Below are 18,080 nucleotides of genomic sequence, written 5' to 3'. Positions count from 1 at the left end.
CTTCAAGTACTACATAAATATAGGTCAAGGCAATCGCCGATAACGCGAGCGACTTCCGCAGTATGTCCAGACCATCTCGTCCCCTTCTATCTGGAATTTGTGTTCTGAGCAAATTCCACAAAACGTCCGTAAACATTCTTCATTCTCTGGGACTGGTTCTTTGATTTTTGGAAAGTATACCTCACCATTGACTACGTATTTCTCAAAAGAGATACAGCAATACTCTTTCCCGTCCCCACTCAAAAGGGCGCCATCTGAGCGAACGATGAAACTGGGCTTTCCGGTTAGCGAATCAAGCGTTTTCCACTCCTTAGTGCCGTTACTCAACACTTCTTCATACGCGGTTTGCTCCCACTTTCCAACCAGTAGCGGATCAACACCCGAAGGAAATTTCTCCCGGTTTTGACAACCCAGGGCCAACACAATTAACCATAAGTGGATTTGCTTTTTCATTCCGATTCCAATTTGTTTCTCTTTGTCAAGAGCAAAGTCAAGCCAAAATGGTTGGAAAGAAAGCCGAAGTTTTTCCAAAATCAAACGCCAGATGTGGTAAGGCCGGGCTGGCGCACCAACGGCCCGCCCGTCTTTTCCTCAGCGCTCAACGCGGCACGGGTACTTTCGCCCCCGTTCGCTCCAAGAACCCGTCCAGTTTGCCCCGCAATTCCTGCCGTTTTTTGGGTAGTCGCGAAGCCACGTTGCGGGTTTCGTCGATGTCGTCTTTGAGGTTGTACAGTTCGTCGGAATCGTCCTCGTAGTTGTGGATGAGTTTCCAGTAACCGCTGCGAACGATGTTGTAGGGCGTCACTTCCTCGTAGCGGTAGTGGGGAAAATGCCAGAAGAGATCCCGCGTCGGCAGCGGTTTGCCGGTTCGCAGGTGAGCGAGCAGACTCACGCCGTCGTTGGGAATAGCCCGATCGGGTCGCGTTCCGGCGGTTTCCAGAATGGTATTGAAAATATCCATCGTAATCGCCGGGCTACCCGACACGCGCGGCGCAATCTGCCCCGGCCAACTCACGATGAACGGCACCCGAATACCGCCTTCGTACGGAAAGCCCTTGCCGCTGCGGAAAGGCGGGTTGTTGGTGATCGGATTATTCGGGTTTCCTTCCAGGCCCCCGTTGTCCGACGTAAAAATCACCAGCGTATTTTCCAGTAAGTTCTGTGCTTTCAGTTCCGCCAGGATACGGCCCACGTTCTGATCCAGACTTTCGATCATGGCGGCATACACGGGATTGCCCTGGCCTTTGGCGGGCGACTTGGCTTTGTACTTCTCGATCAATTCCGGCTTGCCGCCCAGCGGCGTATGCACCGCGTAAGGTGCGTAGTTGATGAAGAAGGACCCTCCTTTGTTCTTGCGGATGAGGTTAATGACTTCATCCCCTTCGCGGTCGGTAAGGTACTCTCCTTCTTTCCGGGCGGGCAGGGTCGGGATACCCTTTGTTCGGGCATTTTCGTAGGGGTCAAAGTAGGAAGGCGGCTGGCCAAAGTCGCAGCCACCGATATTGACATCGAAGCCCTGCTTGTCGGGGTAGTGCGTTTCCAGGCCCAGGTGCCATTTGCCGATGAAAGCCGTAAAGTACCCTTGCTCTTTGAGGTACTCGGCGGTAGTTTTTTCGGAGAGGGGTAGTTCGAACGGAATGGGCGGCACGATCAGTTTCTGCTTTAAATCGCGCTCGTACTCCTGTTTGCTTTTGCCGTCGTACCGCGCCTCGGCGTTCTGAAAGCTGGCCCGAATCCAGTCGGTAATGCCCGTGCGGGAAGGGTACTTTCCCGACATCAGCGCGGAGCGCGAAGGCGAGCAAATGGCCGCCGCCGCGTAGGCATCGGTGAATTTCACTCCGCCGGCGGCCAGGGCGTCGATGTTCGGCGTCTCGTAGTACTCGCTGCCGTAGCTGCTCAGATCGGCCCAGCCCAGGTCATCCACGAAAATAAGGAGGATATTGGGCGGTGATGCCTGAGACGGGGCGACTGGTTTGGTCTCGGGCTTCTTCCAGACAAAAGCTGCCGGAGCGAAAGACAAGCCTATCCCAAATGCTAAACCGAGTAGCTGTACGGTCTTTTTCATTTTTTCGGATTAAATAAAAAAAAGGGTTCTTTTGTAAAAAGCTAAATTGCAAAGATGCCTATTCAAACCCAAAAAGGAGCAAACACCCTTTTCCTCCTCCCCACCGTACTGGCCGAAGGCACGGCGGCGCAGGTACTCAGCCCCCAGGTGACGGAAGTCATCGGCCGGCTCGACTACTTTTTCGCCGAAGAACTCCGCACCGCCCGGCGCTTTGTGAGTAGTTTGCGGCTGGGCCGGGTGATTCAGGACCTGACTTTTTATGAATTAAACAAGAAGACGCCCGAAGCCGACACACTGGCTCAACTCCGCGCCCTGCCCGCCGGGCAAGACATAGGGGTACTTTCGGAAGCGGGGTGTCCGGGCGTAGCCGATCCCGGCGCGGTGGCCGTGCGGCTGGCGCATGAGCTGGGCATGAAGGTAGTCCCGCTGGTGGGGCCGTCCTCCATTCTGCTGGCCCTGATGGCCTCGGGGTTGAGCGGTCAGTCGTTTGCCTTTCACGGGTATCTACCCATCGACAAAGCCGATAGGCGCAAGGCTTTGATTTCTCTGGAAAAAGAGGGAAAACAGCACCGCCAGACCCAGATTTTCATGGAAACGCCTTTTCGCAATAACCACATGCTGGAAACCATTCTGGCTGCCTGTCAACCCAATACGCTGCTTTGTGTAGCTAGCAACCTGACGGCTCCCGACGAATATATAAAAACGCAAACGGTGCAGGCGTGGAAGAACCAGAAGGTCGACCTGCATAAGCAACCTACCATCTTTCTGCTGGGCTGACCTTTACTTTTTTTACTTCACCTCCTCAATCCTGCTAACGGCAGGATTTTTTTTGCTTTATACCTTCCTGATTTTCAGTTTCCATGTCATTTTTTAAAAAAAAGACAGATTTCATTTCCAACGGATCATGCTCTATCCATCTCTATGAAGGCGATTACCATTTTTTATAAAATTTAAAAAACAATTAGCATGAAGAAGAATGTGTGGATGATGAGTGCCCTGTTGGGAATGAGTGTGTGGTCCTGTGATCAGGATAAGGATCTGACGAATATGAAGTCAGTGGACTCCAATTTTGAGCAAAACAACGACGGCTGGGCAGTGGGTTTTGCGGAGTACGGTGAAGAACAGGATTCCACGATTTTTGAATTCAATTCGCGGCTGGCGGCGTTGCCTGCTCCGCTGGATACCACGAAAAAGGCGATCAGAGTGCAGAGTCATAATCGCAGCGATGATGTCTTTATGTACCTGAAGAAAAAGGTTTCGGGCCTGGATCCGAACCGAACCTACAAGGTCACGTATGAGATCGACCTGGGCACTAACTACGCCAAAGGCAGCGTGGGTATCGGCGGCTCACCCGCGGAGTCGGTGTACCTGAAAGCAGGTGCTTCGCCCAACGAGCCAGTCACAAAACTGGTGGACGGATTCTACGAAGTGACGATTGACAAAGGTCAACAGGCCACCGGAGGGACCGAAATGTCAGTACTTGGTAACGTAAGCAATGGCCTGGACAGCACGGCCTACAAAGTAGTGCAGCGATCCAACACCGAAGCGCCGGTCGCAGTAAAGCCGAATGCAAATGGCGAAATCTGGCTGTGCGTCGGTACCGATTCTGGCTTTGAGGGCCTGACTGTTCTGTATTACGACCGGATTAAAGTCATGATCCGCGAATAAGTATGATTCAACCATTTTACCGGGGGCCGAGGTGCCTCGGCCCCCGGTAATTGATAATGGAAGGAACGTTTTGCGCAAAAGATGGTAATTGTAAAAGCTGAGGTACCTTGCGACCTTGATTCCATTGCCCCCGGCGATTACTTAAACCCAATTACCTCAACTACCATGAAGACTGCCCTTTTCAGCTTCAAGCCTTACGATCGGACCTACTTTGACCGCTACGCGGCAGAATATAATCAGGAGATATCATACTTTGAAAACCGACTGGACCAGCGTTCGGCCGAATTAGCACGGGGACACCAAGCCGTTTGCGCTTTCGTGAACGACCAGCTGGATCGGGAAGTACTGAAACGACTGGCAGAACTCGGCGTAAAATTGATTTCCTTACGAAGTGCGGGCTACAACCACGTGGACACCGACGCTGCGCAGGAGTTGGGCCTGAGCGTCGTGCGGGTACCGGCTTATTCGCCCCACGCGGTGGCCGAACACGCCGTGGCTTTGATCCTGACGCTCAATCGCAAAATCCACAAAGCCTACAACCGGGTGCGGGAGGGAAACTTCGCGCTGGATCGGCTCGAAGGTTTTGACTTATACAAAAAAACGGTGGGCGTGATCGGGACGGGGAAAATCGGTCAGGTATTCAGCACCATCATGCAGGGCTTTGGCTGCCGGGTGCTGGCCTACGACCCCTACCCCAACGAAACGCTCCAGCAACAGGGCGTAACCTATGTATCGATCGAAGAGCTTTTCCGCGAATCGGATGTGGTGTCGCTGCATTGTCCGCTTACCCCCGAAAATCACCACCTAATCAATGCCAGTAGCCTTCGGCAGATGAAGGACGGTGTGATGCTTATCAACACCAGCCGGGGCGCATTGATCGATACGAAAGCAATTCTAAACGCGCTGAAAAAACGGAAGGTCGGGTACTTGGGCATTGACGTGTACGAGCAGGAAACCGACTTCTTTTTCCAGGATCTATCCGAAGAAATCATTACCGACGATACGCTGATGCGACTCATCAGTTTTCCTAATGTACTTATTACCTCTCACCAGGGATTCTTCACCGAGGAAGCTTTAACCGAAATTGCCCGGATTACCTTGCAAAATCTGACAGACTACGAGCGCGGAGAATTTACCGACGCCAATACAGTAGTGCGTGGATGAATCACGATCTTGATAAGTAAGGGTTTGCTCTATCAAAACTATCCCAGTACCAAGCGGCATTTGTTTTTCTATGGAGCGCCTTTCAAGATTCTTGCAATGCCCTTCTAAATTTGAGAGCAGCTTTGTTCAATGATGTGTTTAGGTCAAAGTCTTTTTCTTTACTGATAACCTCATTTATACCCGAAGAATGAGTCAAAAGCTGATGAATGGTTATTTTCCCGATATCTGCCTTCTGTATGTCAAAGAATTCCCCAGTTCTTGTCTCCAGTTTAATTAAACCTCTGTCAGCCACCAGTACATTCCCAATAAAATCCTGGTCTTCAAAAGCCCGTTCCATTACATAGGCTATTTTTTCCTGTTTCGTTTTTCCTGGATTAGTGTTGTAGCTAGTTGGCTCAAAAACAGCCAATAGGAATCCCATAGCTATAAAGAGGGCTTTCATTTTTTTATTAATCTTCAGAGGATTAATTTATAACCCTATCTCCAATATATCTCCCGGGTTGGAATCGATTGCTTTACAAAGAGCTTTTAGCATTGAGAAAAAAATCAATTATATCTTTTGCCAGTAATTCTGGCTGTTCCATGGCAGCAAAATGCCCTCCATTGGGCATTTCAGTCCACCGTTGAATATTGAACCCTTTTTCAATGTAAGCACGAGGTGGAGTAGGTAATTCCTTCGGAAATTTGGCAAAGGCAACCGGAATTTTCACAAAATCATTCTGGCCGAATTGCAATGGGTGTTTGCTGTTTTCATTATAAATACGGATAGACGAATGGATAGTTTGGGTTACCCAATATAGCGTAACGTTCGCCAGTAGCTCATCTTTGGAAAATGCATTTTCAATATTGCCCTTATTATCGCTCCATCCATTAAATTTTTCTATTATCCATGCACATAAGCCAACAGGCGAGTCATTCAACCCATAAGCTAACGTAATTGGTTTTGAGCTTTGTTGATGGGCATAAGCGCCCTCTTTTACCGACCACTCACTGGCGTATTTCTGAAATTCATGAACATCCCCCGAAAGTTGCTCATTTTGCGGTATAAATGGTTTGTAAGAACCGGCAACATAGTTCAAATGTAAGCCTATCACATTCTCAGGATAATTTAATGCCAACCAAGTACTGATCCCTGATCCAATATCTCCTCCTTGTGCCCCAAATTTTTCGTAACCTAGATTATTCATCAATTTGAACCACAACTCGGCAACGAATTCGCTATTACATCCCGGTTTTGTAGGTTTATCAGAAAAACCAAATCCAATCACGGATGGAATGACTAGATCAAAAGAAAGGCTTTCATCATCAGTAAGCAGAGGGATAAGTTTCATCATTTCTACAAATGAACCCGGCCATCCATGAGTAATAATGAGGGGTATAGACTTTTTCCCTTTCCCCTTTATGTGCAGGAAATGGACTTTATAACCATCGATTTCTGCAATGAAGTTGGGGAAAGAATTTATTTCCTCTTCGATTTTCCGCCAGTCGAATGTGTTTGACCAATATTCAGCCAACTCTTTCATGTACGAAAGATTAGCCCCATAGGTCCATCCCGAATCAGTTATCTCATCAGGCCAGCGGGTAGACCTGATTCTCAACTTTAAATCATCCAGAATTGATTGTGGTATATTCGCTACAAATGGCTGGATCATTCCGCTTTTTTCATTGAAATAGACATTATCGAAATAGCTTGGCGCTTAATTTAACGAAAGTTCCATCTTTCATTTACTGGCTTACGAAGCTCGCAAAATCTTCTCCATTTTACGTCCCTTGGCCAATTTATCCAAGTACCTGACCTGCTGAGTCAACGGATTTTAGATTTTTCCACCCGATAGCCACAGATTATACCCGTAATTAATTGAGAATTGGGATTCAGAGTACCATTCTGAAAGAACTTTTCAAATGTCGCTTTTTCTTTCATGAGTTTTTTTAATTTTTCTTCATCTCCCTGGTTTCCCAGAATTTCATGGACTCTTTTCCTGACCCCACGTTATTTGGTTACCACCTTCACATCCCTGAACATAAACGAATTATCACTAATGCGCAGGGGCTTGCCGCTGGCGGTAGTCACATTTTTGAGCACGACTTCTTTGGTGATGACATAAGGAAACTGCTCCTTGTAGGACTCATCCTTCATCTGGGGGTTGAAATTGGCAAAAATAGCCGGTCCTTGATAATTCTCCGGATGGTTGGAATCATCGATTTTCAGATTTTCAATCGTGATCCGTTCGGGCATATAGGCCGTATAGCCGAAATCATGCTGACCGGAGTATGACCCGCCAATCAGAGACGCGGTGACAGGCCGGCCGCCCGAGGGTACGAAAGTGCAGTTGCGGATCACGAACTCCCCCTGCCAGGTACTTCCATAGTCGGAGCGCAGATTGATGAGGGTACCCCCTCGGATCGTGCTGTTTTCCACCAGAAAAGTGCCGCTGCCGATGGCGTTGATGCCCATATGCCCCAGGGTCGAGTTGCGGATGGTGGCATTGGCTACGCCCATGTGGGCGTCGAACCGGGAAAAAACACACGAGTCGTACAGCATATTCTTACAGAAATTAGAGCCCAGAATCCCCCAATAGGTTCGGTCGTTTATATCGTTGGTCTGGCTGCAGTTAATGAAGGATACGTTGACAGCGCGGTTGGGGGAAATGTCGTAGCTGCCCATGGAGACGGGCTTTCCAGCCGCGCCGATGGTACTGTAGGTTTTGTGGCCGGTCAGGATGGTGTTCCTGACGGTCACATAGGCGCAGTCCCGGATACTGAAAAAGCCCCCGTAGGGCGCACCGTGGTCGCCTTCACCCGTGATGTGGTGTTCGAGTCCGTCCACCAGCACATTGGAGCGTCTGATCTGTATGTTCCGTTGGTAATAAGTGTACTTCGATTCAGCCTGGTTAGCGATTGTGGTAAAGCGCCCTCCGGTGATTTTGAGGGGCTTTTCGTCGATGGGAAGTGCACTAATCTCCGTAATCTGGTCGAAGTCCCAGATGATCGGCGCGTCCATATCCACCTTTCCGTTTTTATCCACCATGAAGATATCCGTCTGCGACACTCCATTGTTCTGATTCAAGCCGTACCTTATGTAGTGCTTTACGTTGGAGTTAGTGACCGTGATCAGACAGGGGCCGGGCAATGTGGCGTCGATTTTTTTCTGGTTCCGCTTCAGCGACGTCACCCCTTTCAACGGAAAGGATTTCAGGCTCGAACTGACCTCAAAAACGGAGGCATTGCGGTTCTCTACATCCACATCGTCGATAATGAAGGCGGCCTTCCCAAAATCGGTATCGGTTCGGATCACGGCGGTGCGCTCCTTCCCACTGATGTAGTAGGTAGCTCCCTCGTCCGCTTTTACCGGCAGTTTCTGCTGATTGGCGAAGGCATGGGCGGCGGCAATCGCATTCATGTCGTCAGTCTTGCCGTCACCGAGAGCGCCAAAGTCACTATACTTTACCCATCCACGAGTTTTGAATGCCTGTGCATCCTTTGGGGAAACATTCACCTGTAGTTCCCCGTTCTTGCCGGTGCTTGCCTGAGTCTTCTGGTTTTGGGAGGTGAAGACTACCTGGCTTGCGGTCTGCCCCTGGGCAAGGGTGGCGATGGCCAGCAGGCAGCACCACAAAAGGGGGTACTTTAATAGAAATGGCAGTCTTGTTGTGTTTGTAAATCCGAGCGGAGTGGTCATGAGATTGATTCTTTACTGGTAGCATGTACTTAATACATTACTGTAAAGAATGACCCGTACGAAATCTATCGAATTCCACATCCTTTGGTACTGTTTCAATGCACCGGGCACCTTCGTAAGACTGAGGGAAATGGGAATTATCGACCGCCAATCCGTAGTGCGTTTTGTAAATCGATTAAGAATAAAGGAAAAGCCGGTTTCCTGCCTCCAACAACAAAAATGGAATGTTCAATCAAACATTCCATTCCAACTTATCCATTTTCCTACCTCTCAATTAATCATAATTTTTGAAACAAACCGCTGGCGATCAGACTGCAAACGAACAATATAAATTCCGGGAGAATGGGAAGGGCTGAGGTTTGTGGTATACTGGTTCTTGCCGGTGGCTATTTGAATATTCTGCGTCATCACTATGGCGCCGGTGGCGGCATTGACCAGTTCCAGCCTCATGTCCTCATTTGCGCTGGACTCAAATTCAAGATTCAGCCGTGCACTGGTCGGATTTGGGTAAGCAATAACCTGGGATACCGCTAACTCGGGCGATGCAGAATGCTCGGCAAAACGCACATTGCTCAATTCGGTTTGCAGCTTTGATCCGGGAGATGAAACCTCGTAGGTAAACGAGATCGTGACCAGATCGTTTAGTGTGGGAGCAGCCGAAGACGCGGCAGACTTGAAGTCACGGAACGGAATGGCGTACTCAGAATTTTTACTTTGCAGCGAAAGCAGATACTCATACTGATCGTCGTAGTTGGTGACGGATTCACCCACCAGCCTGATGCGCACCTTGCTGTTCCCCGAAGCCGAAAACTTCAAGAAGTTGTAGGCAGACAGGTCGGCGGCCACCCCTCCTCCCCTCACCATGCGGTAGACCGTTATGTAGTCGGAAGTCACCGCTTCCAGCTTCACATTTCTGAAAAGACGGTATTCAGTTGCCAGGGGCTCAGCCGTATCGTTTGAAATTGAAAATGCCTGAACCACCGAAGTAGGCGTACTGTAAATATTCCAGATCCCATCGCTGTTGTAAATAACGTCCTCCTTGACCCCGTTTATCATAAGGTGCACCTCCGACTCGGCCATATCATTGACAGGCAGGTCGGCGGTCGTGGGTCCGAAAGGATTCAGCGTTACCGGGTACTCTCTTACTACAGTGCGAGTGGATTGCTCGTTTTCTTTGCCGGAAATCACAAGCACACCATTCGTAGCGGCGGTTCCGTTGTTGATGTTCAGTTGCAGAATCAGCTGATTTTTGGGATTCCTGACCGCTTTGGTAATAAAGGTCATTGGCTTTTTCACCTTCCCAGTCTGCTGAATCGGGCGATCAACCGTCAGTTTGTCCAGCACATTTCCAAGCATTTTATTCAGCAAGCCCAGGTCTGAACTCCACAGCTGGAAATTATACATACTCTGCTGAGCCTGATAGGAGGACGTGAGCCACTCTGACTGCAAAGTGAATGGGGCATCCAGCTGATTGAATCCTGCCGAAAAACTAATGGCGTATTCGTTGATACCGGTTTGGGCTTTCAGATTGTAAAGCAAAAACTTGTAGCTCCCGTACTGCAGCGTATCGATAGAAGTCAGCTCTGAGCCTTTCAGTCGGTCGCAAACGGGTTTGGTATGGGAATAAATCCCTCCCAGTGTTTTCGTACAAAACGCAACCGCTTTATTGATCCCGCCTTCCACATAATCTACCGACATTACCTCGACGGCATTCGTGAAGTTCAATATGTCATTGGGGGAAGTGATGTACCCGGTAAAGCCAGTACCCAGCGCCTTCCGGTCAGGCATATAGCCTATGATTCCCAAATCGTCACTCCGCAGGCGGCTATATTCGCTTACAGGAAGGGCTTCAGAGTAGTTTATTTTTGTCGGGACACTTTGTACACTATTGGTATACATTCTTTCAGCAAGGGCACTACCCAGGCTCTCGCTTTCCAACCCACCGGTATTGCCCGAGCTTACCCCCCCGAACGGGCTGTCCACTCTGCTTCCTGACGAGCCCGACAGACTGTAAGAGCAGGTGGCGTAGGCCGAATTCGTCACCGGATCCTGGAGCTGCAGGGTAATCACACCCGCGTTGGGCAGGTTGTTGTTGTAAAAATTGTACTTCACTTCATTCCCACTGGGAACGCCCGGAGGATTGAAAGGACTGCCCAAGGAATTATCGCCGAAAGACCAGTTCTGGGTAGTTACCCCTTTGTCCGTAGTCCACGTTCTGGTGATAACCGGAGGATTGGCGATCGGCCCTCCCCACTGCAAAGTAAGCATCCCCTCATTATTGTTTTTTAGTGCCGTCAGGTAATATATGCTACCTGTGCCGATGTTCGGGGCAAAGACCGAAACCTGTTGTCCGTTCCCGTTATTCCGCTTGAAGGAGTCCGGGCAGTTTTTATTGTCGACCTGTTGAGCAAAAAGCGTGGTGGAGCTGGCAAAGGCAAAAAATGACAGAAAAAGAAATCCTTTCCTGGTGATAGTGCGGTTGATAGAGGGGGTGACCATGTTATGATTTATTAGCGATATACTTATTAGATAGCTTTGTCTGGTAGTTTGAATCCGTGTCTTCCTGAATAGTTCAGCCATCCATTCCCCTAAGCAATCCCCAATAGTGTGCCATAAGTCAAAAAGGCCGTTTCCAGCCTAAAAACGCCTATTTCTAAAAATAGGATTTCCATTCTCGGGACAAAAGTCTGAAAATTGGAATCAGGAAGGCATTTCGGATACAACTTTTCAATGGGTACTACCCCGACATGTCCCTTATTTAGCTTCTTTTCGCTCAACTTCCACTACTCATTAGGTATAACAATGAGAATACTCCTGCCACTTTGCGTACTGGCTTTTGCGGCCGGCTGCAACTCAACCCAAAAAAATGAGAACGATCCCTCCTATATGATTGGCTTCTCCGACGCCGGAGGTACTTTCGGGGATCTGAAAAAAGCAGAACCTATCCGCCACTAGCTCAAAATCAATTATTTAAAACCGGAGTGGCATCGGGACAATCGGATAGAAGCAACGCCAAAACCTCATGCGAAAATCCGAGAAAGTATTTGCTTTTAAAGAGCCACAACCTTCCTTGCTTCTCATTTTACCGTTCATCAATTTTTGTATTTTTTTTAGAAAGGCACACAGGTACTTTGCAGGCCTTTTTACCGCCAGTGGCCTTTATGCAAAAAATAGTACTTTCCGCGCTTTTTATTCTGCTCACGTGTAGTGGGTATGCTCAATCAATACCTGTCACGATCCGACTGAATGACCCCTCCGAGACTCCGGTGATTGCGGCCAATGTCAGGGTGATGAATGTCCCGGACAGCTCCGTAGTTCAGTATGCGATTGCCGATACGGTGGGCGCTGTGACTTTTAAACTGATCCCGGGCAATGCGTACGAGTTGTTGGCTTCTTCGATTGGTTATAAACCCCTTCGGAAGTCGTTGGTTATTTCAGCATCGGATAAGGCACTTTTCTTTACACTCAGCGAAGACAATCAACTTCTTGACGAGGTACGTATCGTAGGCAGCCGGCCTCTGATGCGGCAGGAAGACGATAAGGTTATCGTAGATCCTGAGCCGCTCATTAGCACGAGTACCAGTACCCTGGAGGTACTTGAAAAAACACCGGGCTTGTTTGTAGACCCGGACGGCAACGTATACCTGAGCAGTACTACCCCAGCCACCATTTACATCAATGGCCGGGAGCAGCGCATGAGCACGGCCGATATTGCTTCCATGCTCAAAAGCCTGCCCCCCGACGCCATTGCACACATTGAGATTCTCAGGACTCCATCGGCCAAGTACGACGCCAGCGGCAGCGGTGGGGTTGTCAATGTTGTACTTAAAAAAGGGATCAAGATTGGGCTTACGGGCTCTGTGAATGCTTCGGTGAATCAGGGCCGCTACGGAAATCAAGTACTCGGAGTAAACCTCAACAACCAGAACGGGAAGAGTCATTCGTATGTCAACCTGAACTATTCCAAACGCAACAGCTACGAAAAAGTAGAAACAGAACGCCTGCTCGCAAACAACAGCCGGGTGGTACAGAAGGCATTCACGACGCATCCTGCCGATGTAGCCTACGCGGGTTTTGGGTTCGGGTATGAGTTTACCCCCAAATGGGAGGTCAACTACGATAGCCGGATCAACTACAATCTCGATCGTTCGTATTCGGTGAATGAAAGTGCCATTACTAGGATGAACGCCACGACGCCGTCCAGCGAGAACAGTAACTACCTGCAGAATGGTACCCATACCTTTTCGATGAACCAGGGCGTGACGTCCAGGTATAAAATCAACGAAGCGGGCTCAGAAATTACAACTGACTTCTCGTTTGGTTACACGGAGAATAAAGGTACCCAAGCGTACCAGACCTCTTTCCGTCTTCCGCAGGCAACAGAGCTGGAAGGAGGCGGAGACTGGACCAATCGCCGGTATTTCTGGGCGGGGCAGGTAGATGCCCGTTACAAACTTCCGATGCAGATCACGCTGGAAACCGGGTTGAAAGCGACCTTTCAGGATTTTAACAGTGGTACCAATTACTTTATCCAAGTGGGCGACAAGCAGGAGCGCGATGCGTTTCGCAGTACCACCTTTCGCTATCGCGACAACATCAATGCGGCCTACCTGCAAGGCTCCCGCTCTTTGGGGTCGTTTGTTTTAAAGGTAGGAGCCCGGCTCGAAAACACCAACATGAAGGGCCGGCAGATGATCCCGGCGGATACTTCCTTTGCGATTAATCGGACGGATCTGTTTCCTTATCTGTACCTGAGCCGCAAGGTAGGTGCCATTGCGGGTTACGAGTTGCGGAGTTATCTGGTGATGCGCCGCTCGATCACCCGCCCGACCTACGAATACCTCAATCCGTTTGCCCGTTTCGTGGATCAGTACCTCTACGAAACCGGAAACCCCGCCCTGCAGCCCCAGTTTACGACCAATTTTGAAGTAAACATCAGTGTGCAGGAGCGCCCCATTATCGCCATCGGCCGCAACTACACCCAGGATATTTTCACTAACGTACTGTATCAGGACCCGGCAAATCCAACCGTTGCGTACCGCTCGTATGACAACCTGGGGAAAAATTCGGAAACGTACTTCCGGTTGATGGGAGCTATCCCGCCGGGGAAGAAGTACTTTTTTGTGGTAGGCATGCAGTACAACTACAACGATTACCGGGGCGAATACGAAAACAGTCCGCTGGAATTTCAACGGGGAAGCTTGTCGCTTTTCACCTTCCATCAGCTCAAACTCGGTACCTTGTCCACGGTCAGCCTCAATGGCTTTTACCGCATGAAAGGGCAGCTGCAATTCTACGAGCTCAGCAATTTTGGGAACCTGAACCTAAACGTCAATCGACAATTCCTGAACAAAAAGCTAGTGGCCAGCCTGAGTGTCAGTGACCTGTTTTTTACAAATCAGTACCGCTTTACACTCAACCAGGGGTCGGTGTCTGCCAGGGGCGCCCGGATCAACGATACCCGCCGGGTAGGGCTCAGCCTCCGGTACAATTTCGGAATTCGTAAAAAAGAAGAAAAATCGGGTATGCCTGATTTTGACACCATTGAGCGCAGTACCCGGTAGATTCAGGTACCTGACGTAGCGGCGCTTTTCCGTTTCAGCCCTGTTTTACGTACTTCTGCCAGTTGTGTTGTTCTTCGAATCCCAGAACTTCCCGGATTTTTCGGTTGGAAAACAACGCTTCGTGCTCTTCCAATTCGCGCGTAAGGGGTACCCCGGGGAAAAACCGCTCGGCTAATTCTTTGCTGGGGATGATGGCACCGTTTTGATCGTTTCCGGCATTGAAAACCTGGTACCCGAGGCCGTCTTTTTTCAAGCACAGATCCACGATCTGCCCCAGGTCTCGTGCATCAATATAACAGAAGGCATTCCGGCGACGTACCTCAGGATGCTCGAAATAATGCGGGAACAGTTCGGCGTATTCGTGCGGTTCGATCACATTGCCAATCCGAAGGGCGTAAATATCAAAGCCCGACCGCCGCTGAAAGCTCCGGGCCGTTTTTTCATTGACAACCTTCGATAATCCGTAGCTATCCATGGGGTCAACGTCATAATCTTCTTCCAAAGGCAGTACGTGAGGGTAGGTTTGGCCATCCGAAAAACAGACTCCGTAGGTAGTTTCGGATGAAGCAATGATAACCTTTTTAATGCCTAGTTTCACTGCCGCTTCAATCACGTTATAGGTGCCCAGGGTGTTGACCCGGAAGGTTTCATTATCCGGGTTGATCAGGATACGGGGCACGGCCGCAAAATGGACTACGGCATCGAATTTTGGTACGCCATTCCCTGCTTCCAGTTCGTCCAATCCGGCATAGGAACTCATGGCGTTGAACATTTGGCCGGAATCCGTAATATCCGCGATCAGATTATCTACCCCCGGGTGATCCAGAGGTTTCAGGTCTACGTTCATCACGCGATGTCCCTGATCAAGCAGGTAGGGAATTACGTGCTTTCCGGCTTTGCCTGATCCCCCCGTAAAAAATATTCGCATGGCAGTCATTGGTTATCCAGTTTAGTAGTAGTTTTATTTGTTATGAACTAGTAGTTTGTGCGGTATCTGCGTCGGGTCAAAGTAACACGTATTCTTTCATTCGGTAAGAGCAAACAAACGTACTTTTTCTTTATCCATACCTTATTCCCCTTTATTCCACCGTATGAGAATATTCGTTTTGCTTTTCCTGCTGGCTTTTGCGGCCGGCTGCAACCAGACCCAGAAGAAAACGGAGTCTTCCGAAAAGCGGGTTGTTGTGAATGACACGATTCCCAGCGAGCGCACCAACGTCGACCCCAAGCCGGTGGCCACTTATTCCAAGTCTGTTCCCGATGCGCTGAATCAGTTCAAATTTACGGTGAAGCTGTATGAAACCCCGCTGCGGTTCCGCTACCGGGTGGCCGTCACCTACAAAATGCTGGAGGTGAAAGACAGCGTCGATATCCCAAACTTTGGCTACCAGCCCAAAGTCGACGTACGGAGGTACGAAAATGACCTCTCCGCCATGATTGGCTTCTACGACGCCAAGGGTACTTTTATGGATCTGAAAAAAGTAGAAGTCGTCGGCAATCAGCTCAAAATGCGGCAGGTAAAGCGGTATGGCGTAGGGACCGTCAGAAAGAAATAGCGGCAGGAGCTCCTGAGCTCCAAAGTACCAAGAAGTCGGCCAAAGTAGATCTCGGCAGGACTAAGATACCCGTCACAAACTAAAACGCAGGAATTTTAGTCTGCGACGGGTAAGTCATGGCAATTTTCGCACTTCGGTCACTTTTTACGCAATTCCAAACCTTACGCAACACCGGGTTCTACGCCGGCCATGATCAGTTTTTCGGGAGTGATAGGCAGGTCACGCATGCGCTTGCCGGTGGCATTGAAAATGGCGTTGGCAATAGACGCCGCCACACTGGTTATGCCCAGCTCTCCAATTCCTTTCACGCCCATCTCATTGGCTATTTTGTCTTCTTCGGGTAGAAAAACTACCTCTACGTTCGCCATGTCCAGATTTACCGGAACGTGATAATCGGCAAAAGACCGGGTGATGAAGTTGCCGAAGTTGGGCTCTACCCGGGTCTGCTCGGCGATCACCATGCCTGCTCCCATGGTCAGTCCGCCGATGATCTGGCCAAAAGCCGTTTTGGGGTTCAGTATTTTTCCGCAGGCACCGACGTTCAACATGCGCTTGATCCTGAACATGCCCGTGTCTTTGTCTACCCAAACCTCGGCAAAATTCGCCCCGAAGGAATAGACCGAATGCTCTTTGAATGCCTCGGAAGGTTTGGCGGTACCCTGGGCTTCGTAGGTCGTCAGCTTGTTGCCCGTCATCAACTCTTTTACACTCATTTTCTTTTCATCACCTACGTTCAGCTTTTGTTTCAATTCCTTAATAGCATTTTGGCAGGCCATGCGGGCTCCGTTGCAGTAAGATGCCGCTCCCCACGACCCTCCGGAGCCGGGCGTTACAGGAAACAGCGAGTCGGCAAGCTGCACAACCACTTGCCCCACGGGAATATCCAGGTACTCGGAAGCCGTTTGCGCAATAATGGTATAACTACCTGTCCCTATATCCGTGGCATCCATCTGAATGGTAGCCAGTACGGTCCCGTCTTTGAGTGTCAGTATCACCTTCGACGACGTTTCCTGATAAGGTGCCGCCCGCGACGCGCCACTGACGCCGTACCCCACCAGCCAGTTGCCGTTTGTATTTTTAGCCGGTTCCATTTTTCGCTTGTCCCAGCCAAATTTATCGGCACCAATCCGCAGGCACTCAACCAGCAGGCGCGAAGAAAAAGGCTTATCGTTGCTGGGGTCGGTCTGCGTATCGTTTTTGATTCTGAATTCAATCGGGTCCATTTTGAGCTTCCAGGCCATTTCATCCATCGCCGATTCCAGCGCAAAACTACCGGTAGCTTCGCCCGGTGCGCGCATGGCAAAGGGAGTTTGCAGGTTCACGGGCACCAGCCGGTGGGTCACCTTGTTGTTGGGTACTTTGTAAAGCATTTTGGAAACCGTGCCGCATGGTTCCTGGTACTCTTCGTAGGTAGAGGTATGCGACACTATTTCGTGGGCCAGGGCGGTCAATGATCCGTCTTTGGCAGCCCCTATGCTCACCTTCTGCTCATTGTGCTGCCGCAGGTTGGTATTGGTAAACATCTGGTGCCGGGTGACGGTAAGCTGCACCGGGCGACCGGTCTTTTTAGCCGCCATAATGGCCAGAATCACATGTTGCTTGGCGTGCAGTTTGGAGCCAAATCCCCCCCCTACAAAAGGGGCTATGACGCGTACATCTTCTTTGGGGATCTGGAAGGTATTTGAAATGGTGACCGCTGCATCGTTGATCATTTGCTGGCTGGCGTACGCTTTTACTTTTCCATTTTCCCACGAGGCGATAACGGCATGCAGCTCCATCGGGTGATGGTGCTCGATGGGCGTGTTGTAGGTAGCTTCCAGTTTTTGATCGGCTTCGGCCAGCCCCGCCTCCACATCGCCTCGGGAATAGTCCGACTCTTCCTCTGGTTTGTAAGCGTCCGCCCGGTGGTTCTTGAAATCTATTTTTGGAGTTTCCTTTTTGTACTTAATCTTAACCAAGCGTGCGGCGTACTGGGCCTGCTCAAAGGTTTCGGCCACCACCAGGCCTACGTATTCTCCGTAATAATGAACCTGCGGACTTTGCAACACCGGCTGAATGCTGGTGGTAGAAAGTGGCGGTAGTTTTTTGTCGGGCGTCTTGAGCTTCTCGGCGTTTTTGTAGGTAATGATTTCAACGACCCCCTTCTGCTTTTTTGCTTCTGAGATGTCGATTGAGGAGATTTCCCCTTTGGCAATGGTACTGTTGATCGCCTGGGCATAAAGCATTTTATCTACGGGGAACTCCGACGAGTATTTGGCCATCCCGGTCACTTTCAGGTGTCCTTCCACCCGGTCTATCGGGTTTCCTGTTCCTATTGAGGTATCCATACTATCTTATTGGCTAGGTAAATGGGGTAAGTAAAACTCAGGCTGAAAAGCTGTCAG

At 49.8% G+C, this 18,080-nt stretch carries 14 protein-coding genes and 1 pseudogene; 6 read left to right on the top strand and 9 right to left on the bottom strand.

The genetic code is table 11. From position 1 onward, the window contains the following. Positions 1 to 24 precede the first annotated feature (24 nt). Positions 25 to 453 carry a hypothetical protein gene (locus tag IE117_RS02470; RefSeq protein WP_189562758.1) on the bottom strand — a complete coding sequence of 143 codons (429 nt, stop codon included), beginning with the start codon at positions 451 to 453 and terminating at the stop codon, positions 25 to 27. A gap of 145 nt (positions 454 to 598) precedes the next feature. Beyond that, entirely contained in the window at positions 599 to 2,065 is a 1,467-nt protein-coding gene (locus IE117_RS02465; protein WP_189562757.1) for a sulfatase, read from the bottom strand. Between the two features lie 54 nt (positions 2,066 to 2,119). On the opposite strand from IE117_RS02465, the gene IE117_RS02460 reads away from it, so the two are divergent. From IE117_RS02460 to IE117_RS02450, 3 genes are all read left to right on the top strand, one after another. Continuing rightward, entirely contained in the window at positions 2,120 to 2,842 is a 723-nt protein-coding gene (locus IE117_RS02460) for an SAM-dependent methyltransferase (protein ID WP_189562756.1), read from the top strand. A gap of 189 nt (positions 2,843 to 3,031) precedes the next feature. After that, on the top strand, positions 3,032 to 3,733 hold the full coding sequence (locus tag IE117_RS02455; RefSeq protein ID WP_189562755.1) for a hypothetical protein: 702 nt from the start codon (positions 3,032 to 3,034) through the stop codon (positions 3,731 to 3,733). Between the two features lie 165 nt (positions 3,734 to 3,898). After that, positions 3,899 to 4,897, top strand: a complete 999-nt coding sequence (locus IE117_RS02450; protein WP_189562754.1) for a 2-hydroxyacid dehydrogenase — start codon at positions 3,899 to 3,901, stop codon at positions 4,895 to 4,897. Between the two features lie 82 nt (positions 4,898 to 4,979). Here the strand turns inward: IE117_RS02450 and IE117_RS02445 are convergent, their stop codons facing one another. From IE117_RS02445 to IE117_RS02425, 5 genes and pseudogenes are all read right to left on the bottom strand, one after another. After that, on the bottom strand, positions 4,980 to 5,339 hold the full coding sequence (locus tag IE117_RS02445) for a hypothetical protein (RefSeq protein ID WP_189562753.1): 360 nt from the start codon (positions 5,337 to 5,339) through the stop codon (positions 4,980 to 4,982). Positions 5,340 to 5,412: 73 nt separating this feature from the next. Beyond that, entirely contained in the window at positions 5,413 to 6,549 is a 1,137-nt protein-coding gene (locus tag IE117_RS02440) for an epoxide hydrolase family protein (RefSeq protein WP_189562752.1), read from the bottom strand. Between the two features lie 81 nt (positions 6,550 to 6,630). Beyond that, a pseudogene (locus tag IE117_RS26500) lies at positions 6,631 to 6,842 on the bottom strand (DUF2200 family protein); the annotation flags it as partial. A 45-nt stretch (positions 6,843 to 6,887) separates the two neighbouring features. Beyond that, positions 6,888 to 8,576 (bottom strand): hypothetical protein, encoded by a 1,689-nt coding sequence (locus tag IE117_RS02430; protein WP_229580209.1) that lies wholly within the window; start codon positions 8,574 to 8,576, stop codon positions 6,888 to 6,890. A 270-nt stretch (positions 8,577 to 8,846) separates the two neighbouring features. Then, on the bottom strand, positions 8,847 to 11,075 hold the full coding sequence (locus tag IE117_RS02425; RefSeq protein ID WP_189562751.1) for a T9SS type A sorting domain-containing protein: 2,229 nt from the start codon (positions 11,073 to 11,075) through the stop codon (positions 8,847 to 8,849). A 303-nt stretch (positions 11,076 to 11,378) separates the two neighbouring features. Here IE117_RS02425 and IE117_RS02420 point away from each other — a divergent pair, with 303 nt between their 5' ends. Further along, positions 11,379 to 11,531: a hypothetical protein gene (locus tag IE117_RS02420; protein ID WP_189562750.1), complete on the top strand. Its 153-nt coding sequence runs from the start codon at positions 11,379 to 11,381 to the stop codon at positions 11,529 to 11,531. Between the two features lie 206 nt (positions 11,532 to 11,737). After that, positions 11,738 to 14,140 carry a TonB-dependent receptor gene (locus tag IE117_RS02415; RefSeq protein WP_189562749.1) on the top strand — a complete coding sequence of 801 codons (2,403 nt, stop codon included), beginning with the start codon at positions 11,738 to 11,740 and terminating at the stop codon, positions 14,138 to 14,140. 34 nt (positions 14,141 to 14,174) lie between these two features. On the opposite strand, the gene IE117_RS02410 is transcribed toward IE117_RS02415, so the two are convergent. Continuing rightward, complete coding sequence (locus tag IE117_RS02410) at positions 14,175 to 15,077, bottom strand: NAD-dependent epimerase/dehydratase family protein (RefSeq protein ID WP_189562748.1); 903 nt, start codon at positions 15,075 to 15,077, stop codon at positions 14,175 to 14,177. Between the two features lie 154 nt (positions 15,078 to 15,231). Between IE117_RS02410 and IE117_RS02405 the strand changes: the two genes are divergently transcribed. Next, positions 15,232 to 15,696 carry a hypothetical protein gene (locus tag IE117_RS02405; RefSeq protein WP_189562747.1) on the top strand — a complete coding sequence of 155 codons (465 nt, stop codon included), beginning with the start codon at positions 15,232 to 15,234 and terminating at the stop codon, positions 15,694 to 15,696. 161 nt (positions 15,697 to 15,857) lie between these two features. Here IE117_RS02405 and IE117_RS02400 read toward each other — a convergent pair whose 3' ends face one another. Continuing rightward, positions 15,858 to 18,023, bottom strand: coding sequence for a xanthine dehydrogenase family protein molybdopterin-binding subunit (locus IE117_RS02400; RefSeq protein ID WP_189562746.1), 2,166 nt, complete (start codon positions 18,021 to 18,023; stop codon positions 15,858 to 15,860). Positions 18,024 to 18,080 lie beyond the last annotated feature (57 nt).

The organism is Persicitalea jodogahamensis, from assembly GCF_014651615.1.
GTDB lineage: Bacteria > Bacteroidota > Bacteroidia > Cytophagales > Spirosomataceae > Persicitalea > Persicitalea jodogahamensis.
This window is presented reverse-complemented; position numbering and strand designations above follow the sequence as displayed.